Raw genomic sequence first — 20,708 nt, 5'->3', positions numbered from 1 at the left:
ATGCGGCGGCGCAGGCGCCTCCGCAATCCCGGCGCGTCACGGAGATGGCGCGCGAGGCGAACACCTCGTGTACAAGTCGGGTCTCACGAGGATCGCGCGGACGGACACCTTGGATTCCCCAGCGGGACGGACCCTGCCAGACACTGCCCGGACGATCGTCGTCGATCCGCTGACCCGCGAGAACCAGCGCCGGGCGGCCGATCCGCGCGCCTCGGCCTGGGTCTCGGCCAATGCCGGCGCGGGCAAGACCAAGGTGCTGACCGACCGGGTGGTGCGGCTGCTCCTCGACGGATCGCCCCCCGGCCGCATCCTCTGCCTCACCTTCACCAAGGCCGCCGCCGCCAACATGGCGATCCGCGTGTTCCAGCGCCTCGGCCGCTGGGTGACGCTGGACGATTCCGCCCTCGAGGACGAACTCATCGAACTGACCGGCGAGCGGCCCACGGCCGACCGCCTGCGCATGGCGCGGCGTCTGTTCGCCCGCGCCGTGGAAACGCCGGGCGGCCTGAAGATCGAGACCCTGCACGCTCTCTGCGAGCGGCTGCTGCACATGTTTCCGTTCGAGGCGAATGTCCCGGCCCGCTTCGTGGTGCTGGACGAGACGCAGGCGCAGGAGATGTTCGCCCTGGAGACGGCGAACGTCCTTGCCGACGCGACCCAGGCCGGCGAGAGCCCGTTGGGCGCGGCGCTGGCCCGCGTCACCGCCGAGGCGACGGGCGAGGCCCTGCACGACGCCGTGCGCGCGGCGGTGCGGGCCCATGCCCTGATGGCGAGCCGCAACGGCCTCGACGGCGCCTTCACTCGCCTGCGCGGCGAACTCGGGCTCGCCGTCGGCGAGAGCGCCGAGCGGATCGAGGCCGCGATCCTCGATGACGGGCTCGACGACCTCACCGCCATCTCCGCAGCCCTCCAGACCGGCAAGGCCAGCGACGCCACCCTGGCTGAGACGGTCATGGAGGCCCACGCCGCGCTGAGCCGCCCCGACCGGAGCGAGGCGGTCGAGCTCTACAAGGCGGTCTTCTTCACGCAGAAGGACGAGCCGAAGGCCGACAAGAGCCTCGGCACCAAATCCGTCCCCGAGCCGGTGAAGCTCGCGCTGATCGAGGAGCGGGACCGCCTCGTCCCCCTGTTCGACCGGCTGCGCGCCGCCCGCGCCCATGCGCGGACGGAGGCGCTGTTCACCCTCGCGGCCGAGATCCACCGCCGGGTCGAGGGGCAGAAGGCCCGCCTCGGCGCCCTCGATTTCGACGATCTGATCCGCCGCGCACTCGATCTGTTGTCGCGGGTCGGCGCGGGCTGGGTGCTCTACAAGCTCGACAAGGGCATCGACCACGTTCTCGTGGACGAGGCGCAGGACACGAACCCCGAGCAATGGGCGATCCTGCGCACCCTCACCCAGGAATTCGCCGCCGGGGCCGGCGCGCGGGAGGGCCACCGCACCCGCTTCGCGGTGGGCGACCCGAAGCAGTCGATCTATGGCTTCCAGGGTGCCGACCCGCGCGAGTTCGCGGTGACGCGCAAGGCCTGGATCACCGAATCGCGCGCTGCGAACATCGTCTTCGCGGACGTGCCCCTCACCCTGTCCTTCCGCTCCACCACGATGGTGCTGAAGGCGGTCGATGCGGTCTTCGCCATCGACGCGCACAATGACGGCCTGTCCGAGGAGGACATCCGCAAGCCCGTCCACGCAAGCGCCCGCCCCCAGGCGGCGGGCTCCGTGGAGATGTGGGACATCGCCGAGCCGGAGGCCACCGACGAGGTGAGCGCCTGGACCGCCCCGGTCGATACGCCCGATCCCGGCGCCCCGGCGCTGCGGGTCGCGCGGCGGGTGGCCTCGGCCGTGCAGAGCTGGACCCGCGACGGCGACGCCACCGGCCGGATCTGGCGGCCGGGCGATATCCTGATCCTCGTGCGCAAGCGCGGCCCCGCCTTCGAGGAGGTGATCCGCGCCCTGAAGGGCCTAGGCGTCCCGGTCGCCGGCCAGGACCGGCTGGAGGTCTCGGCCCACATCGCGGTGATGGATCTCGTCGCCATCGGCCGCGCCGGGCTGCTGCCCGCCGACGACCTGACCCTGGCGACCGCCCTCAAGACGCCCCCCGTTGGGCTGACCGACGAAGACCTCGTACGCCTCGCCTCCGGCCGGGACGAATCTGAGACGCTGCAGGACTCCCTCACCCGCCACGCCGAGGCGGGCGACCCCGCAGCGATCACCGCGCGGGACGCCCTCGACACCTGGATCAGCCTCGCCGGTGCGCTGGGGCCGTTCGGCTTCTACGCGCGGCTGCTCGGCCCGATGGAGGGACGGGCAAAGCTCGTGGCGCGGCTCGGCGGCGAGGCGGGCGACGCCATCGACGTGTTCCTGGCGGCGGCGGCGCAATCCGAGGGCAACGACGAGGCGCCGTCGCTCGGCGGGTTCCTGGCGCGCTATGTCGGCGCCGAGGCCGGGCATACGGTGAAGCGCGATCTGGAATCGGGCCGCGACGAGGTGCGCGTGATGACCGTGCACGGCTCGAAGGGGCTGGAAGCGCCAGTCGTCGTCATCCTCGACGGCTGCGAGGCCTTCGCCGGGAAGGACCCGCCGCTGCTGCCGATGCTCGGGCGCGACGTCGTGCTGCCGCCGGTCTGGGCCAGCAAGTCGCAGGATTGCGCGGCGACGGAGCAGGTCCGCGCGGCCCTCTCCGCGCGCTCGCGGCAGGAACACAACCGCCTGCTCTACGTCGCCATGACCCGCGCCGCCGACCGGCTGATCGTCGCCCCCTTCCGGGGCAAGATCCGCGAGACGGACGCGGCGTGGTGCCGGATGATCCGCGCCGGGATGGAAGCCGGCCTCGGCGCGGGCGAGACCGTCGAACTGTCCTACGGCCCGGCGACGCTCTGGCGCGAGGGCGCCACGGCCAGGGGCGAAGCGCCCGCGTCCCACACCCGCGAGGACCGGCCCGAGGCTCCGCCGTGGTTGCGCCGCCGCGTCGAGACGGAGACTGTGGCGGAAGCGCCGCTGCATCCCTCCGGCATGCTCGATGCCGCCGACGGCGCGCGCCTGCCCCCGCCTCGCCTCGCCGACGCCAATGCCCGCCGCCGGGGCCTCCTCGTCCACGCCCTGTTGCAACACCTGCCGCGCGTGGAGCCGCAGACGCGGCGCAAGGCCGGGTTGGCCTATCTGCAATCGCGCGCACCGGGCCTCGGCGAGCCAGCCCTGCGCGGCATCCTCGGGGCGGTGATGCGCCTGATCGAGGATCCCGCCCTCGCGCCGCTCTTCACGGACGACGCCCGCGCGGAGGTGAGCCTGTCCGGCCGCGTCAGCGTCGGCGGGGTGGAGCGCCCGGTGACGGGCCGCATCGACCGGCTTGCCGTCACCGACGACACGGTGACGCTCGCCGACTTCAAGACCGGCCGCCCGCCCGCCGAGGACGCCCCCCTGCCCGAGATGGAGGCGAGCCAGATCGCCCTCTACGCCCGGCTGCTCGCGCGAATCTATCCGGGTAAGCGCATCCTGCCGATGCTGGTCTGGACCTCCGGCCCGGTCATCCGCGAACTGGACGACGCCACCGTCGAGGCCGCGCTGGCGCGGGTGGGGATCGCGGGCTGAGAAAACCGTGCACACAATCGGTTCGGGCATGAATGGCGTGCCCCGCCGTCATGCGTCCCGCGCCGCGCTCCTTGACCACCCGGACGCCCGTCGCCAATTCTGCCTCGACCGTGCGGGCGAGTGTCCGTCCGTGGCCGTCCGGCATCCCCAGCCGGCGGCGTTGCGAAAGGTAGTACGATGGCGACGGTGAAGGTTACCGACGCGAGCTTCGAGCAGGACGTTCTCAAGTCCGCCGAGCCGGTTGTCGTGGATTTCTGGGCCGAATGGTGCGGCCCCTGTCGGCAGATCGGCCCGGCGCTCGAAGAGATCGCAACCGATCTTCAGGGCAAGGTGAAGATCGCCAAGGTCAACGTCGACGAGAACCCGGGGATCGCCTCTCAGTACGGCATCCGCTCGATCCCGACGCTGCTCTTGTTCAAGAACGGTGAGCGGGTCGACCAGAAGGTCGGCGCGGCCCCGAAGGGCGACCTGTCCCGCTGGATCTCGGCTCAGACCGCCTCGGCCTGATCTTGACGAGGCGTCGGGCCCCATGGGCCCGGCGCCCTCACGGCGCGTAGCCAGCGAGGAAGATCCGCACCGCCTCATCGACGCGGTGGTGGAGTTCGCCCTCGTTCTCGATGCCTCCGGCCGAGAACAGCAGCCGCGTGAATAGGCCCGCCTGACACAGGTGCAGGAAGTGCTTGGCGGCGAGCGTCGTGTCCCCCTTGTTCAGGCGCCCCGCCGCGACCTGCGCGTCGAGATAGGCCGCGAGCCGCCCGACCCCGAGCGCCGGCCCCGCCTCGAAGAAGGCCCGCCCCAGATGCGGGAACTTCTCGCAGGCGCCGATCACCATCCGCACCAGCGAGACGTGCTCTGGCTTGCTCATCTCCACGAGATAGATCCGCCCGAGGCGCGTGAGCACGCCGCGCATGTCGGGATCCTCGACATCCAGCGAGAACAAAGCCTCCGCGAGGTCGCGCTTCTGGGCGATGGTCAGCGCTTCGAACAGCGCGTCCTTGCTGTCGAAATAGACGTAGAGCGTCCCCTTCGACACGCCGGCGGCCTTGGCGATCTCGCCCATGCTCGCCCCGTCGAAACCCGACGCCGTGAAGACCTGGCGCGCGCCTTCCAGGATCTGTCGCCGCTTCTCCGTCTCGATCCCGTCGCGCTCGACGGCACTCGTCCCCGCCACCTGCCTTGCCCCCAAGCTTATTGACCGAACGGTTCGGTCAACATATGCTGAGGGAATTCGGGATCGGCGTCAACGTCTGCCCCGCGCATTGACCGAACGGTTCGGTCAAACTGGAGTGTATTCGGATGTCCCTCCGTGAGGATGCCGGGCGGCCGACCGAGGTCGCGGAAGACGAGAGCCTGAGCGCAGCGTCTCCGCCGCGCGCCGATTCCCGTTCGGTGGCCACCGTGCCCGCGCAGGCCCTGGCGCCGGCCGAACTGGTGAAGCGCAAGCGCCCACTCCGCAAGCTCCTGCTCCTCGGCCTGCTGGCGGCGGCTGTCGGCGGGGGCGGCTACGAGGGCTGGCAATGGTGGAGCGTCGGGCGGTTCTTCATCTCGACCGACGACGCCTACGTGCAGGCCGACATCTCGGTGCTGGCCGCCAAGGTCTCTGGCTATCTCGAAGCCGCGCCCGTGGTGAACGGCCAGACCGTCGCGCGCGGCGATGTCATCGCCAAGCTCGATGACGGCGATTACCGCCTCGCCCTGCAATCGGCGCGGGACAAGCTCGCCACCCAGCAGAGCACCATCGAGCGCATCGGCCGGCAGGCGGATGCCGCCGAGGCGCAGGTTGCGCAGGCTTCCGCGCAGGTGGAGGCGAGCCGCGCAGACGCCGTGCGCGCCGATGCCGACTATCGCCGCGCCACGCAGATGCAGGCCGATTACGTCGCCAAGTCGCGCATCGACCAAACGAAGGCCGACCGCGACCGCACCGAGGCGGCGGTGAAGGGCGCCGAAGCCGCCCTGCTCGCCGCCCACGCCAATGTCGACGTGCTCCGCGCCCAGCAGAAGGAGGCCCGGAACCTTTCGGCCGAGCTGAGCACCGCCGTGGACCGCGCCCAGCGCGACCTCGACTTCACGGTGATCCGCGCGCCCTTCGATGGCGTCGTCGGCAACAAGGCGGTGGAGGCAGGCGCCTACGTGGCGCCGGGCACCCGCGTGGCCGCGCTCGTGCCGCTGCAGAGCGTGCGCATCGACGCGAACTTCAAGGAGACGCAGGTCGAGCGGATGCGCCCCGGCCAAGCGGTGATCGTGACCGTCGACGCCTATCCCGACCGGCCGATCCGGGGCGTGGTGGAATCCTTCTCGCCGGCCTCCGGCTCGGTGTTCAGCCTGCTGCCGCCGGACAACGCCACGGGCAACTTCACCAAGATCGTGCAGCGCCTGCCCGTGCGGGTGAAGGTGCCCCTCGACGTCGCCCGCGAGGGCATCCTGCGGCCGGGCCTCTCGGCGGTGGTGAAGGTGGACACCCGCGAGGCGGGCGGGCGCGCGAACGCCCAGGTCGCCGAGGCGCATTGAGCCCCGACGCCATGGCCGCTTCCGCCGCCCTGTCCCCCGCCGCCATCCCGGTGCCGGCCGATCCGCCCCTCGACCGGCGGCGGATGATCGCCTTCCTGTGCATGGTGTTCGGGATGTTCATGGCGATCCTGGATATCCAGATCGTCTCGGCCTCCCTCAACGAGATCCAGGCCGGGCTCTCGGCCTCCGGCGACGAGATCCCCTGGGTCCAGACCAGCTATCTCATCGCGGAGGTCATCTCGATCCCGCTCTCGGGCACCCTCTCGCGGGTGCTCTCGACCCGGTGGATGTTCGCCATCTCGGCGGGCGGCTTCACCGCCATGAGCCTGATGTGCGCCTCCTCCTCGACCATCGGCGAGATGATCGTCTGGCGGGCGCTTCAGGGCTTCATCGGCGGCGGGATGATCCCGACCGTGTTCGCCTCGGCCTTCACGATCTTCCCGCCCTCGAAGCGGACGATCGTCTCGCCGATGATCGGCCTCGTGGCGACGCTCGCGCCGACCATCGGCCCCACGGTCGGCGGCTACCTCACCGACCTCATGTCCTGGCACTGGCTGTTCCTCGTGAACGTCGTGCCCGGCATCCTCGTCACGGTTTCGACCGCGATCCTCGTGGATTTCGACAAGCCGAACCTCTCGCTCCTCGACGATTTCGACTGGTTCGGCCTCGCGGCGATGGCCGCCTTCCTCGGCTGCATGGAATACGTGCTCGAGGAGGGTCCGAACCATGATTGGTTGCAGGACGAGGCCGTCCTCCTCTGCGCCGTCATCTGCGTCGCGAGCGGCCTGCTGTTCTTCTGGCGGGCCTTCACCGCCCGCCAGCCCATCGTGGACCTGCGCGCCTTCTCCGACCGCAACTTTGCCAGCGGCTGCGTGGCGAGCTTCATCATGGGGATCGGCCTCTACGGGCTGACCTACCTCTATCCGGTCTATCTCGCCCGGGTACGCGGCTACTCGGCCCTGATGATCGGCGAGACGATGTTCGTCTCAGGCCTCTGCATGTTCGCCACCGCGCCCATCGCCGGCCGGTTCTCCGGCAAGGTCGATCCGCGCATCCTCATGGCGATCGGCTTCGCCGGCTTCGCGGCAGGCACCTGGATCGTCACCGGCCTGACCAAGGATTGGGACTTCTGGGAACTGCTCTGGCCGCAGGTGCTGCGCGGCTGCTCGCTGATGCTGTGCATGATCCCGATCAACAACATCGCCCTCGGCACCCTGCCCCCGGCGCGGATGAAGAACGCCGCCGGGCTCTACAACCTCACCCGCAACCTCGGCGGCGCGGTGGGGCTCGCGCTCATCAACACCCTGCTGAACGACCGCTGGGACCTGCACCTGACCCGGCTGCACGAGCGCTTCACTTGGTCCCACGCCCCGGCCCTTGAGCGGCTCGACGCCATCCAGCGGGGCTTTTCGGATTACGGCAGCGCCGCCTCGTCCATGGCGCTGAAGGCCATGACCAACACGGTGCGCATCCAGGGACTGGTGATGGCCTTCGAGGACGTGTTCCTCGTCCTCACCGTGCTGTTCCTCGCCATGGCCTGCGCGGTGCCGCTGATCCGCAAGCCGAGGGCCAGCGCGGGCGGGGGCGGCGGCCATTGAGGGGTGGATTGCGGGGTGCGCCGCGGATGCGGCAGGATTGAATAGCCTCCGCCAGTACCGATCTGCTAATGACGGATCACGGGACCGACGGAAGACGGCCCCGCGCCGACGGCCGGGACGGGACGCATGGATTTTCTTAACGCTATGGGCGGCACCGCCGGAAGCTTCTTCGGCGCCGTCATCCCGTTTCTGTTCGTGCTCACGGTCGTCGTATTCGTGCACGAGATGGGCCATTTCCTTGTCGGCCGCTGGTGCGGGGTCGGCGTCCACGCCTTCTCCCTCGGGTTCGGCCCGGAACTGTTCGGCTTCAACGACCGTCGCGGTACCCGCTGGAAGCTCTGCGCCATCCCCCTCGGCGGCTATGTGAAGTTCCACGGCGACGCGAACGGCGCCAGCGTGCCCGCCCCCGAACTGATCGCGCAGATGACCCCGCAGGAGCGGGCGATCAGCTTCCCGACCCAGCCCGTCGCCAAGCGCGCGGCCATCGTCGCCGCCGGGCCGGTGGCGAACTTCATCCTCGCCATCGTGCTCTTCGCCGGGGCGATCTGGCTCGGCGGGCGCTACGAATTGCCGGCCCGCGTCTCCTCCGTAGAGGCGAGCAGCGTCGCCGACCAGGCCGGCTTCAAGCCGGGCGACCTCATCACCGCCATCGACGGCGAGGCGGTCGGCGACTTCAACGCCATGTACCGGACGGTGACGGGCTCGGCCGGCACCCCCCTCACCTTCACCGTCGAGCGGGACGGCCGCACCATCACCATCAACGCGACTCCGGCCACCATCGAGGAGCGCACGCCCTTCGGCCGCCACCGGATCGGCCGGCTCGGCATCCGCTCGCCGAACGGCAGCGAGGCGAAGCTCGTCCAGTACAACATCGCCGACTCCCTCAAGCTCGGGGTGAGCGAAACCTACTTCGTGGTGGAGCGGACCTTCTCCTACCTCGGCAAACTGATCACCGGCCGCGAATCCGCCGACCAGCTCTCCGGCCCCATCGGCATCGCCCGCGTCTCGGGCGAGGTCGCCAAGACCGGCGGCGTCGGCGGGCTGGTCGGGCTCATCGCCCTGCTCTCCGTCTCGATCGGGCTGCTGAACCTCTTCCCCGTGCCGCTGCTCGATGGCGGGCACTTGCTGTTCTACGCCTTCGAGGTGGTGCGCGGCCGCCCCCTCAGCGAGCGCGCGCAGGAGGTCGGCTTCCGCATCGGCCTCGCCCTGGTGCTCATGCTGATGCTGTTCGCCGCCTGGAACGACATCCTCAACCTCGGCGCCTCCCTGCGGAACACCTGATCCGCCCCTGTGGGGGCGGTGGATAGGGTGTAAAAATAAACCCGCCTGCCCCCGCCCCGGCGCCCAGCGAGCGCCACAATCTTGGCCGTACCCTTGCCCCGTGCGCGCTTTCGGGACGGTTCGCAACCGGTGAACGCATCGGCCGGTGCCACCGAAAAGCGGCGCTGGGACAGGCATTTACGCCTCGTTCAGCATGATTGCCGCTTTCGTCGTACGGTGATCGCCGCGTTAAGTGGCGCGAAGGCCACGACGCGGCAAAATCCCCTCCTGAACGGTACGGCCACGTTTGCTTGGCGGGGGAATCCCTTTAAGAGCTTTGCTTGGACCGAAGCCACGCTTGGACCACGGGAATGGGACGATCGACCAACGGTCGCCCGCGCAGGCAAGGCCTGCGACCAGATCAGAAACGGGCGATTGCATGATGTCGTTGACGGGCAAGCATCGGCGTAAGTCGATGCGGAAGACCATCGTCCTGATCTCCGCTGGGGCGGGTATGGTCCTGGGCGGAGCCGCCCAGGCTCAGCAGATTGTCGTGCAGGGCAACCAGCGCGTCGATTCCGACACCATTCGGTCCTACGTCACCGGCACCGCTTCGGGCTCCGCAGAGGAAGCCCGGCGCAACCTGCTCGCCAGCGGCATGTTCTCGGACGTGAAGGTGTCCCAGGGTGGCGGACGCACGGTCGTGACCGTGCGCGAGAACAACCTGATCAACCGGGTGGTCTTCGAGGGCAACAAGAAGGTCGAGAAGGCGACGCTGGAAAGCGTCGTCGAGTCGAAGTCGCGCGGCCCTTACAGCGAGGCCACGATCAACGCCGACCTCGCCCGCATCCGCGACGTCTACAAGCGCTTCGGCCGTGGTCTCGCCAAGGCCACCTACCGCACGGTCACGCTGCCCAACGGCCGCGTCGACGTGATCTACGACATCGACGAAGGCGATAAGACCGGCATCCTGTCCATCAACTTCGTGGGCAATCAGGCCTATTCCGAGCGGACGCTGCGCGGGCTGATGAGCTCGTCGGAGATGAACTTCCTGTCGTTCATCAAGACCTCGGACGTCTACGATCCGGACCGGATCAGCCAGGACCTCGAGCAGGTGCGCCGCTACTACCTGAAGAACGGCTACGCCGACTTCCAGGTGGTGAACGCCGATGCGCGCTACGTCGAGGGTGAGCAGTCCGGCTACGTCATCACCATCACCCTGAACGAAGGCCAGCAATACGCGGTCGGCGCCGTGGCGGTAGATTCGCGCCTGCCCAACCTCGACACCGAGGCCCTGCGCAGCGACATCGCGACGAATGTCGGCGACACCTACAACGCCGACGACGTCGAGCGGACACTCAACACCCTGACCCGCGACGTGAACCGGGCGGGCTACCCCTTCGCCCAGGTCCGCCCGACCGGCCAGCGCGACCCGGCGACCCAGAAGGTCTCCCTCGGCTTCGTGGTCGAGGACGGCCCGCACGTCTACGTCGAGCGCATCAACGTCCGCGGCAACACCCGCACCCGCGATTACGTCATCCGCCGCGAACTCGATTTCTCCGAGGGCGACGCCTACAACCGCGTGCTCACCGACCGCGCCGAGCGCCGCCTGAACGGCCTGGGCTTCTTCAAGAAGGTCCGGTTCTCGAACGAGCCCGGCTCCTCCCCCGACCGCGTCGTCGTGAACATCGACGTTGAGGATCAGCCCACGGGTTCGTTCTCGGTGGCGGGCGGCTACTCCACCCAGGACGGCATCATCGGCGAAGTCTCGGTCTCCGAGTCGAACTTCCTCGGCCGCGGCCAGTACGTGCGCCTCGCCGGTACCGGCGGCCAGTACTCGCGCGGTGTCGATTTCTCGTTCACCGAGCCGTACTTCCTCGGCTACCGCCTCGCGGCCGGCTTCGACGCCTTCTACAAGTACTCGGACCTGACCCGGTACTCGCGCTACGAGACGACCGTCTACGGCGGCCAGCTCCGCATCGGCTTGCCGATCACCGAGGAATTCGGCGTCACCCTTCGCTACTCGCTGTACAATACCGAGCTGAAGGTCCCGAACAGCCTCAAGAAGCCGTACAACGACTGTTCGATCCCGATCCCGGGCTACACGCAGACCTATGCGGCCGGCACGGTCCTGAACGGGCGCGACGTCAGCGGCCAGTCGATCTACCCGAACTGCGCGTATGACGGTGAAGCCTCGATCGCCATCAAGGGCTCGCAGGGCAACACCCTCACCTCGCTGGCCGGTCTGACGCTGGCCTACTCGACCCTCGACGTCATCGGCGCGCCGCATAACGGCATCTACGCCGAGCTGAAGCCGGACGTCGCCGGCCTGGGCGGCGATTCGAAGTTCTTCCGCGTCACGGCGGACGCCCGTTACTACAAGGAACTGTACGAGGACGTCGTCGGCTTCGTCCGCTTCCAGGGTGGTCACGTCGAGGCGCTGGACGGCAAGCCGCTGCGCGTGACCGACGAGTTCTTCCTCGGCCCGTCGCTGGTGCGCGGCTTCGCGCCGAACGGCATCGGCCCCCGCGACGTCGGCATCGCCGACGCCCGGTCCAACGCCATCGGTGGCTCGACCTATGTCGGCGGCACCGTGGAAATCCAGTTCCCGCTCTACGGCGTGCCGCGTGATCTGGGCCTGAAGGGTGCCGTGTTCGCCGATGCCGGTACGCTGTTCGGCTATCACGGCCAGCGCACCTTCGACGTGAACGGCGACCAGTTCATCAACGGCTTCGCCGCCGGTCGATGCAACTTCAACGCCTTCACCATCGGCGTCGAGCCGGAGTGCGTGAACGTCCGCGACAAGGCCGTCATCCGGTCCTCGATCGGCGCGTCCATCCTCTGGAACTCGCCGCTCGGCCCGATCCGGTTCGACTACGCCTACGCCCTGAGCAAGGACGAGGGTGAGAAGGTCATCATCCCGGGCACCGGCAAGATCGGCCATATCGGCCGCGACCAGACCCAGGCGTTCCGCTTCTCCGGCGGCTCGCGCTTCTAAGACCCTGCAGCGATGCTCCGGCCGGGGATGCCCCGGCCGGAGTTTCTCGTTTATAGAGCGCCCTGACGCTCCCCTTCGCCGACCGTCCGCCGCGTGGGGACGTTTCGATTCCGGGAGCCCCCCTCGCCGGACGCGCCGAGCCCGACGACGGGCGTCATCGGCGCGGTTTGGTTCGAGATGTCCGACACAGAGTTCTTCACGCCCTCGGCCGCGATCGCCTACGCCGACATCGCTGCGGCGGCCGGTACCGCCCTTCCCGAGGGTGTCGATCCCGCCCGCACCATCGCCGGGGCCGCCCCGCTGGAAAGCGCCGGACCCTCCGACCTCGCCTACATGGACAATGCCCGCTACGGCGAGGCCCTGGCGCAGACCCGCGCCGGCCTCTGCCTCGTCGGGCCGCGCTTCGCCGCCCGCGTCCCGGCGGAGACGGTCGCCATCGTCTGCCGCGATCCCTACCGGGTCTACGCCGCCCTGCTCGGGCGCCTGCATCCCGACGCCCTGCGCCCGGGGCCGCAATTCGGCGCCAAGGGTCTCGCCTCCGGCGCCCATGTCCATCCGGAGGCGCGGCTTGAGGAAGGCGTGACGGTCGATCCCGGCGCCGTGGTCGGGCCGGGCGCCGAGATCGGGTTGGGCACGGTGATCGGCCCGAACGCGGTGATCGGGCCGGGGGTGCGGATCGGCCGGGATTGCGCCATCGGCGCCGGCACGACGCTAAGCCATGCCCTCGTCGGCAACCGGGTCATCGTCCATCCGGGGGCCCGGATCGGGCAGGACGGGTTCGGTTTCGCCATGGGCGCGACGCACCTGAAGGTACCGCAGGTCGGCCGGGTGATCGTGCAGGACGACGTCGAGATCGGCGCCAACACCACCATCGACCGGGGCGCCTCCCGCGATACCGTGATCGGCGAAGGCACGAAGATCGATAACCTCGTGCAGATTGCCCACAACGTCGTCATCGGGCGCCACTGCGTCATCGTCTCGGGCGTGGGCATCTCCGGCTCCACGACCCTGGAGGATTACGTGGTGCTCGGCGGGCAGGTCGGCGTGGTTGGGCACCTGCGCATCGGGCGCGGCTCGCAGATCGCCGGCTCCTCGAACGTCAACCGCGACGTGCCCCCGGGCTCGCGCTGGGGCGGCACGCCGGCCAAGCCCGTCCGGGCCTGGTTCCGAGAACTGACCACCCTCGCCCGCCTCGCGGAGCGGTCGGGCCAGGATGCCGCCGAGGACGAGAAGTCCTGAGGGGCGCGGGCCCTAAAACGGCGCCCCGCCCTTGCACATCCACGCATTTCTGCAAAAGAGAGGCCGCCGCCGGCACGGCGCCGGCGGACAGCGAGGGCGGCACAACACGATGAGCGAGGCGGATCAGGTTCTCGGGACGGCCGACATCCACAAGTTGCTGGAACTGCTGCCGCACCGCTACCCGTTCCTGATGGTCGACCGCATCGTGGAGATCGACCGGGACGAGTCCTGCGTCGGCATCAAGAACGTGACGGCCAACGAGCCGCAGTTCCAGGGCCATTTCCCCAATCTGCCGGTCTTCCCCGGCGTGCTCATCATCGAGGGCATGGCGCAGACGGCGGGCGCGATCTGCTGCCGCCACATCATGACGGACGAGCTTCGCACGAAGCAGGTGTTCTTCATGACGATCGACAAGTGCAAGTTCCGCAAGCCGGTCATCCCGGGCGACCAGATCCGCTTCGAGATGCGCAAGATCAACCACCGCCGCACCATGTGGTGGTTCCGGGGCGAGGCGAAGGTGGACGGCGTGCTGGTGGCCGAGGCCGAGATCGGCGCCATGCTGGTGACGGAGTGAATTGATGAGCGCACCCGTGATCCACCCGAGCGCCGTGGTCGAGTCCGGCGCCGAGATCGGCGACGGGGTGCGGATCGGCCCATTCTGCCATGTCGGGCCGGATGTGGTGCTCGGCGAGGGCTGCGAGTTGGTGAGCCACGTCGTGGTGGCCGGGCGCACGCGCGTCGGCGCGCGGACGCGGATCTTCCCCTTCGCCTCCATCGGCCATCCGCCGCAGGACCTGAAGTATCGCGGCGAGCCCTCGACGCTGACGATCGGCGAGGAATGCCTGATCCGCGAGGGCGTCACCATGAACCCCGGCACGGCAGGCGGTGGGTTGCAGACCGTGATCGGCGACCGCTGCGCGTTCCTGGCCAACTCCCATGTCGGGCACGATTGCCATGTCGGATCGAACGTCGTCTTCTCGAACAACGTGATGCTCGCCGGCCATTGCTGGGTGGGCGATTACGCGATCCTCGGCGGCGGCGCGGCGGTGATCCAGTTCGCCCGCGTCGGCGCCCATGCCTTCGTCGGCGGCCTCTCGGGCCTTGAGAACGATTGCATCCCCTACGGCATGGTGCTCGGCAACCGGGCCTATCTGTCGGGGCTGAACGTCGTCGGCCTGCAGCGGCGGGGCTTCGCCCGCGAGGACATCCACACCCTGCGGCGAGCCTACCGGCTGCTCTTCGCGCAGGAGGGCACGCTGATGGAGCGGGTGGAGGACGTGGCCACGACCTTCGAATCCCACACGGCGGTGCGCGAGATCATCGAATTCATCCGCGCGGGCGGCAAGCGCTCCATCTGCACGCCCCGCGAGGCCCCCATCCCGGTGGGCGGCGCCTGACACCCTCGCCATGGAGCAGGCCGCTTCGCCCGGCGGGGAAAACCTCGTCCTGATCGCCGGCGCCGGCCGCCTGCCGGAACTCGTCGCCGATTCCCTGGTCCGGGCGGGCAAGCCGTTCCGCATGATCGCCCTGCGCGGGTTCACCGGCCGGCCCCTGCGCGGGCGGGCGGACGCCGTGGTGGACCTCCTCGACCTCGCCGCGACGCTTGCCCACCTCAAGAGCTGGGGACCGGCGGTGGTGGTGCCGGCGGGCAGCGTCGCCCGGCCGAGTGCGGCGGCGATCTTCAATGCCGGCGCGGCTTGGCGCAACCGCGAGGCCCTGCGCGAGATCGCGGGCGGCGGTGATGACCGCCTGCTGCGCGCCGCCGTCTCGCTGGTGGAGGAGAACGGGCACCGGGTGCTCGGCGTCCACGAGGCTGCACCCGATCTGCTCTGCCCGGAAGGCCCCCTCGGTCTCGTGAAGGCCGATAGCGAGGCGATGGCCTCGATCCGCACCGGGCAGGCCGTCCTCTCGGCTTTGGCGCAATTCGATGTCGGGCAGGCGGTGGCGGTGGCCGGGGACAGGGTCCTCGCCGTCGAGGGGCCGGAGGGCACGGACAAGATGCTCGCCCGCGCCCGCGCCCTGGGGCGGAAACCCTTCGGCCGGGGGCGCCCCAATGCCGGGACGGTGCTGGTGAAGGCGCCGAAGCACGGTCAGGACCTGCGCATCGACCTGCCGGCCGTCGGCCCCCGCACGATCCGCAACGCTCATGCGGCCGGCTGCACCGGTCTCGCCCTGAAGGCCGGCGGGACCCTCATCATCGACCGGGTCGCGACGGCGGCCGAGGCGGACAGGCTCGGCCTGTTCGTGATCGGCTTCGGGGGCGGCGCATGAGCGGACCCCGGATCTGGCTGGTGGCGGGCGAGGATTCTGGCGACCAGCTCGGCGCCAAGCTGATGCGGGCCCTGCGCGAGGCGGCGCCGGGCGTCATCTTCGGCGGGGTCGGCGGGGAAGCCATGGCGGAGGCGGGCTTCGCCTCGCTGTTCCCCCTCGATGACGTGGCGGTGATGGGCTACCTGCCAGTGCTCGCCCGCGCGCGGACGCTGCTGCGGCGCATCCGCGAGACGGCCGACGACATCGTCGCCGCCCGGCCGGACGTGCTCGTCATCATCGACAGCCCCGGCTTCACCCATGCGGTCGCCAAGCGGGTGCGCAAGGCAGTGCCCGCCATCCCCATCGTGGATTACGTCTCGCCGAGCGTCTGGGCGTGGCGCCCGTGGCGGGCGAAGGGCATGCGCCCCTTCGTCGACCATGTGCTCGCCCTGCTGCCCTTCGAGCCGGAGGCGCATCGGCGCCTCGGCGGCCCGGCCTGCACCTATGTCGGCCATCCGCTCATCGAACGGCTCGGTGAGTTGCAGCCCGATACGGCGGCGCAAGTGCGCCGCGAGCGGGCCCCCTACCCTCTCGTGGTGCTGCCGGGCTCCCGCCGCTCCGAGATCGAGCGGTTGATGCCGGTCTTCGGGCCGACCCTGGCGCGGGTCGCGCGCGAGGTCGCGGTAGAGGCCGTCCTGCCGGCGGTCTCGCGCCACCGGGAGCGGATCGAGGAACTGGCGAAGGCCTGGGACGTGCCGGTGCGGATCGTGTCGGGCGAAACCGAAAAGTACGCGGCGTTCCGCTCCGGCCGGGCAGCGCTCGCGGCCTCGGGCACCGTGACCCTCGAACTGGCGCTGGCCGGCGTACCGAGCGTCGTGGCCTACAAGGTCTCGCGGGCGGAGGAGTTCATCGCCCGGCGGCTGATCCAGGTCCCGAGCATCGTGCTGCCGAACCTGATCCTGAACCGGAACGCGATGCCGGAATTCGTGCAGGCCGATTGCTCGCCGAGTAACCTCTCGGCCTCGCTGCTGCCGTTGCTGCGCGGCGGGCCGGAGCGGGAGGCGCAGGTCGCGGCCCTCGACCGGATGGACGACCTCACCATCCTGCCGGACGGCGACACCCCGAGCCGGGCGGCGGCGCGGGTGGTGCTCGCGATGCTGCGCTCTCCGGCGGTGGCCAGGGGGACACAGGCCGGGGATGGCGGCGCGGCGTGAGAGCCCGACAGCTTGACCGCGGAGTGGGGCGCGGTTCAATGCGCTCACGGGTGCCCGAGCGGGTCGGGATGGCCCGGTTGAGAGAGGGATGGCGGATCGTGCGGCGGTTTCCGCTCCTCGTCCTGGCGGCCCCGGTGCTGGCGGCGGCGCTCGCCGGCTGCACCGCGACGAGCTTTTCCTACATCTCGAAGACCTATGTCGGCCTGCCGTCGCAGGTCGTGACCATCGGCTGCAAGGAGCCCTACGAGATCTATGACAACCGGCAGCAGCGCCGGATGCTCATCGTCTCGAACGTCCTGCGCGAAGTCACCGGCTGCAACCTGAACGACCTGACCATCGATCCCGACCCGGCCGCGTCCCGCACCGGACGGTTCCGCACGGCCGCCCGCACCTATCTGGACGAGACCGTCCGCGAGGATTGCACGATCACCGGCGAGACGGATTTCGACGCGCTGAAGATCGAGTTCGCCTATTCCTGCGCGGCGCCCATCGAGAAGCGCGGCACCAAGGTTCCGCGTCTGCCGGGCCGCCGCCCCGGCCTCCAGGCTCAGTAAGCGCTCAGAGTTCCGGGCGCGGGAAGGTGCGCTCGGCCGCGTCGCCCGCCGCCGCGAGGAGGGCGCGGGCGAACGCCCTGGCCTCGACCCGGTCGAGGATCACCGCCGCCGTCACCGGCTGGCCGGCGAAATCCGGCAGGGTCAGTTCGAGGCGCACGCCCTCGCTGACGGCGCTGGCTTGAAGGCTCCAGCCTGCCTCTCGTCCCGGCTGCTCGGCCATGGTGCTCCCCCCGTCAGAAATGACGCACCCCGCCGTTGCGCGGAACCGGTGCCGGCACGGCCTGTTCCCGCCCCATGCCGACGCGCCAAGCCTCTACGGCCTCCTCACTGCCCCGCCTGTCGGGTTTCCTCAAGGTCGCCGGGCCCGGCCTTGTGGTGATGCTGGCCGATACGGATGTCGGTAGCCTCATCACGGCGGCGCAAAGCGGCGCGAAATGGGGATACTCGCTGCTCCTGCTGCAGCTTCTGCTGATCCCGATCCTCTACATCGTCCAGGAACTGACCGTTCGCCTCGGGACGGCGACCGGACGCGGCCATGGCGAATTGATCCGCGACCATTACGGGCCGGTGCTGGCCTGGATTTCCTATGCCGGGCTCGTCGTGGCGGGAGTCGGCGCCATCGTCACCGAATTCTCCGGCATCGCCGGGATCGGGGACCTGTTCGGGGTACCGCGCCTCGTCAGCCTCGGGCTTCCGGCCGTCCTCCTGCTGCTTCTCGTCTTCACCGGCAGCTACCGGCGGGTGGAGCGGGTCGCCCTGGTGGTGGGGCTGTTCGAATTGGTTTTCATCGGGCTCGCCATCGCGGCGAAGCCGGACCCCGACGCGATCCTCAAGTCGTTCGCGCACATACCGCTTGGCAACGGCGATTTCCGCGTGCTGATCGCTGCCAACATCGGCGCGGTCATCATGCCGTGGATGATCTTCTACCAGCAATCGGCCATCGTGGACAAAGGCTTGGGCTGGGATCACATGCGCCGCGCGCGGCTCGATACGCTGATCGGCGCGGTGATCTCACAATGCGTGATGGGCGCGATCCTCATCACGGCGGCGGCCACGATCGGCCAATCCGGCCAGGGCACGAAGCAGGGCCTGGAGACGGTGGGCGACCTCGCCAAGGCGTTCACCCCCGCCCTGGGCCCGCTCCTCGGGCAGGCGGTGTTCGGGATCGGAATCATCGCCGCCGCCTTCATTGCCCTGAACGTGGTCACACTGGCGCTGGCCTGGGGCTTCGGCGACGTGATGCAGCGACCGCATTCCCTGGAGAAGTCTCCGCGCGAAGCGCCGGCCTTCTACGCCATCTTCACCATCGCGGTGGTCGCGGGCGCCATCGCCGTGCAACTCGTCTCGAATCTCGTGGCCTTAAACGTCGCCGTCGAGGTGATGAACGCCCTGCTTCTGCCCCTGGCGCTCGGACTGCTCATCCTCCTCGCAACGCGGGCACTTCCCGAGGACAAGCGCGTGAAGGGGGCCTACAAATGAGTCGTCTACGCGGTGTCGGGGGTGACGGTCGCCTTCGCGATGGTGGGTGTCCTCGACGGAATCGGATTGATCTGACGAGTCCCGGTTGACGGCGTGGGAGGGATGATGTCTCCCCGGCGCGACAAGGAGGCGTTTATGTCAGAGATTTGGTTCCGCGCCGGTGAGGCGACCGTGCTGGCCGCCGAGGGCCAGTACACCGACGCCATGCCCGAGGTGCTGATCGGGTCGGTGCGCGGCCCGGTCGGCCAGGCCTTCGCCTCGATGATGGGGCAGGCCCAGGGCCACACCCGCATGTACGTCGTGCGCGACCTCAACCAGCTCGTGCGTCCGGTGACGATGATGACCAGTAAGGTCACCATCCAGAGCGCCGATTACGTCGAGCTTCTGGGCGGCGTCGTCCAGGCCGCGACGGGCGATGCCATCGTGGATTGCATCATCGAGGGCATCCTCCCGAAGGAGGGCCTCGACGACCTCTGCATGATCATCATGATCTGGCTCGATATCCGCTGCGCGGACGACGACAACCTCGACCGGAAGGACCTCTACCGGACCAATTACGAGGCGACCAAGATCGCCATCGCCCGCGCCCTGAAGGGCGAGCCGACGGTGGACGAGCTGATCGCCAATCGGAAGACGGTGAAGCACTACGCGCTGGAAGACCTGATCGAGTACTAAGCCTCTTCCTCCGTCATTGCGAACGCAGTGAAGCAATCTAGGGAAGCGGGACGCCTTAGAACGGTGCGGCTCCTTGGATTGCTTCACTGTCGCTCGCAATGACGGTCACAGCCTTCACCACCCGTTGATCCGCGGCCATTCCGCGTGAAGCCGTCCTTCGCCGTCGAGGACGTGGTAGCGGTCGTATTGCGCGGCGGTGGCGCAGGCGTGGTTCGGCAGGATCCGCACCAGCGTGCCGACGGGCAGGTCGGGGCGCTCGGCGCCGGAGCCTTTCCGCAGGGCGAGCACCCCGTGCTCCTGGTTCGCCTGGGCGACGATCAGGTTCTCGAAGGGACGCCCCGCCCGGTCGCAGACGATCCCATAGCCCTGGTCCACCGGCTGCGCCGCCGTGCCCCGGTCGCGGGACATCGCCATCCAGCCCGCATCGGTGATGATCCAGCCCTTGTCGGGCCGGTGGCCGATGACGCTGGCGAGCACCGAGACCGCGATGTCGTCCACCGCGCAGGAGCCGATCCCGGCCTGGACCAGATCCCCGAACATGTAGACGCCGGCCCGCACCTCGGTGACGCCGTCGAGATGGCGGGCGTGCCGCGCGGTCGGGGTCGAGCCGACGCTCACCACCGGGCAGGTGAGCCCCGCCGCCCGCAGGGTCTCCGCCGCCTGGACCGCCGCCCGGCGCTCGCCTTCGGCCGCCTCCGCCAGCGCCTCGGGATCCGACAGGCCGTAGCTCTCGCCCGCATGGAGCAGCACGCCGCGCAATTCCGCGCCCTCGGCGAGCGTGGCGCCGATGCCGCGCAGGAGGTCGGCATCGCCGGGCTTCACGCCGGAGCGGTGGCCATCGGGATCGACCTCGATGAAGACGGGCAGCCGGTCCCCGGTGGCCCGGCTCCATTGCGCGACGGCCTCGGCCTGTGCCAGCGAATCGAGAGCCACCGCGAGGTCCGCGCCCCACCGGCTGCGGGTCGCGCCGACCCGGTCGAGCTTGTGGGGGGCGATGCCGACCGCATAGGTCAGGTCGCGCACGCCGCGCTCGGCGAAATACTCGGCCTCCTTCAGCGTCGAGACCGTAGCGGGGCCGTCCGGACACGTCATCGCCATACGAGCGACGTCGATGGACTTCGCGGTCTTGAGATGCGGGCGGAAGGTCACGCCGTGCCGCTCGACCTGCGCGCGCATGCTGGCGAGGTTGGCGGACAACTTGCCCTCGTCGAGGAGAAGGCACGGCGTCTGCAGGCCGTCGAGCCCGTCCTGTGATCCTGTCATCGCGTCACCACTCCGAAACCCCCGCCGGACCTTTAAGCCTTCCGGTCAGCCGGCAAAACCGGGACGAGCGTATCAGCGGCCGTG

At 69.6% G+C, this 20,708-nt stretch carries 17 protein-coding genes; 14 read left to right on the top strand and 3 right to left on the bottom strand.

The genetic code is table 11. The features are described from left to right. Positions 1 to 109: 109 nt before the first annotated feature. Positions 110 to 3,586, top strand: a complete 3,477-nt coding sequence (addA, locus tag MKK52_RS01840) for a double-strand break repair helicase AddA (protein WP_243952046.1) — start codon at positions 110 to 112, stop codon at positions 3,584 to 3,586. 177 nt (positions 3,587 to 3,763) lie between these two features. Next, positions 3,764 to 4,093, top strand: a complete 330-nt coding sequence (gene trxA, locus MKK52_RS01835; RefSeq protein ID WP_243952045.1) for a thioredoxin — start codon at positions 3,764 to 3,766, stop codon at positions 4,091 to 4,093. A gap of 37 nt (positions 4,094 to 4,130) precedes the next feature. Here the strand turns inward: trxA and MKK52_RS01830 are convergent, their stop codons facing one another. Continuing rightward, positions 4,131 to 4,757: a TetR/AcrR family transcriptional regulator gene (locus MKK52_RS01830; RefSeq protein WP_243952044.1), complete on the bottom strand. Its 627-nt coding sequence runs from the start codon at positions 4,755 to 4,757 to the stop codon at positions 4,131 to 4,133. A gap of 125 nt (positions 4,758 to 4,882) precedes the next feature. Between MKK52_RS01830 and MKK52_RS01825 the strand changes: the two genes are divergently transcribed. The 10 genes from MKK52_RS01825 (at position 4,883) to MKK52_RS01780 (ending at position 17,207) form a co-directional block, all read left to right on the top strand. Next, positions 4,883 to 6,094, top strand: a complete 1,212-nt coding sequence (locus MKK52_RS01825; protein WP_243952043.1) for an HlyD family secretion protein — start codon at positions 4,883 to 4,885, stop codon at positions 6,092 to 6,094. Between the two features lie 11 nt (positions 6,095 to 6,105). Beyond that, positions 6,106 to 7,692, top strand: coding sequence for a DHA2 family efflux MFS transporter permease subunit (locus MKK52_RS01820; protein ID WP_243952042.1), 1,587 nt, complete (start codon positions 6,106 to 6,108; stop codon positions 7,690 to 7,692). A 126-nt stretch (positions 7,693 to 7,818) separates the two neighbouring features. After that, the gene (gene rseP, locus MKK52_RS01815) at positions 7,819 to 8,973 is read left to right on the top strand and encodes an RIP metalloprotease RseP (RefSeq protein ID WP_243952041.1); all 1,155 of its coding nucleotides are present in this window, start codon (positions 7,819 to 7,821) and stop codon (positions 8,971 to 8,973) included. Between the two features lie 418 nt (positions 8,974 to 9,391). After that, positions 9,392 to 11,950, top strand: a complete 2,559-nt coding sequence (bamA, locus tag MKK52_RS01810) for an outer membrane protein assembly factor BamA (RefSeq protein WP_243952040.1) — start codon at positions 9,392 to 9,394, stop codon at positions 11,948 to 11,950. Between the two features lie 177 nt (positions 11,951 to 12,127). After that, positions 12,128 to 13,189 (top strand): UDP-3-O-(3-hydroxymyristoyl)glucosamine N-acyltransferase, encoded by a 1,062-nt coding sequence (gene lpxD / locus MKK52_RS01805; protein WP_243952039.1) that lies wholly within the window; start codon positions 12,128 to 12,130, stop codon positions 13,187 to 13,189. A gap of 109 nt (positions 13,190 to 13,298) precedes the next feature. Continuing rightward, positions 13,299 to 13,763 carry a 3-hydroxyacyl-ACP dehydratase FabZ gene (gene fabZ, locus MKK52_RS01800; protein ID WP_243952038.1) on the top strand — a complete coding sequence of 155 codons (465 nt, stop codon included), beginning with the start codon at positions 13,299 to 13,301 and terminating at the stop codon, positions 13,761 to 13,763. A 4-nt stretch (positions 13,764 to 13,767) separates the two neighbouring features. After that, positions 13,768 to 14,586, top strand: a complete 819-nt coding sequence (gene lpxA / locus MKK52_RS01795; protein WP_243952037.1) for an acyl-ACP--UDP-N-acetylglucosamine O-acyltransferase — start codon at positions 13,768 to 13,770, stop codon at positions 14,584 to 14,586. A 10-nt stretch (positions 14,587 to 14,596) separates the two neighbouring features. After that, the gene (locus MKK52_RS01790) at positions 14,597 to 15,460 is read left to right on the top strand and encodes an LpxI family protein (protein ID WP_243952036.1); all 864 of its coding nucleotides are present in this window, start codon (positions 14,597 to 14,599) and stop codon (positions 15,458 to 15,460) included. Further along, positions 15,457 to 16,653, top strand: a complete 1,197-nt coding sequence (lpxB, locus tag MKK52_RS01785; RefSeq protein WP_243952035.1) for a lipid-A-disaccharide synthase — start codon at positions 15,457 to 15,459, stop codon at positions 16,651 to 16,653. Before MKK52_RS01790 ends, lpxB begins: the two co-directional genes overlap by 4 nt. 68 nt (positions 16,654 to 16,721) lie before the next feature. After that, positions 16,722 to 17,207 (top strand): hypothetical protein, encoded by a 486-nt coding sequence (locus tag MKK52_RS01780; RefSeq protein WP_243952034.1) that lies wholly within the window; start codon positions 16,722 to 16,724, stop codon positions 17,205 to 17,207. Between the two features lie 4 nt (positions 17,208 to 17,211). Here MKK52_RS01780 and MKK52_RS01775 read toward each other — a convergent pair whose 3' ends face one another. Then, positions 17,212 to 17,427 carry a hypothetical protein gene (locus MKK52_RS01775; RefSeq protein WP_243952033.1) on the bottom strand — a complete coding sequence of 72 codons (216 nt, stop codon included), beginning with the start codon at positions 17,425 to 17,427 and terminating at the stop codon, positions 17,212 to 17,214. Positions 17,428 to 17,501: 74 nt separating this feature from the next. Between MKK52_RS01775 and MKK52_RS01770 the strand changes: the two genes are divergently transcribed. Beyond that, complete coding sequence (locus MKK52_RS01770) at positions 17,502 to 18,686, top strand: NRAMP family divalent metal transporter (protein ID WP_243952032.1); 1,185 nt, start codon at positions 17,502 to 17,504, stop codon at positions 18,684 to 18,686. Positions 18,687 to 18,821: 135 nt separating this feature from the next. After that, positions 18,822 to 19,361, top strand: a complete 540-nt coding sequence (fae, locus tag MKK52_RS01765; RefSeq protein ID WP_243952031.1) for a formaldehyde-activating enzyme — start codon at positions 18,822 to 18,824, stop codon at positions 19,359 to 19,361. 114 nt (positions 19,362 to 19,475) lie between these two features. Here the strand turns inward: fae and MKK52_RS01760 are convergent, their stop codons facing one another. Next, positions 19,476 to 20,624 (bottom strand): DSD1 family PLP-dependent enzyme, encoded by a 1,149-nt coding sequence (locus tag MKK52_RS01760; RefSeq protein WP_243952030.1) that lies wholly within the window; start codon positions 20,622 to 20,624, stop codon positions 19,476 to 19,478. Between the last annotated feature and the right edge of the window lie 84 nt (positions 20,625 to 20,708).

Source organism: Methylobacterium sp. J-067 (genome assembly GCF_022829465.1).
Taxonomy (GTDB): Bacteria; Pseudomonadota; Alphaproteobacteria; order Rhizobiales; family Beijerinckiaceae; genus Methylobacterium; species Methylobacterium litchii.
This window is presented reverse-complemented; position numbering and strand designations above follow the sequence as displayed.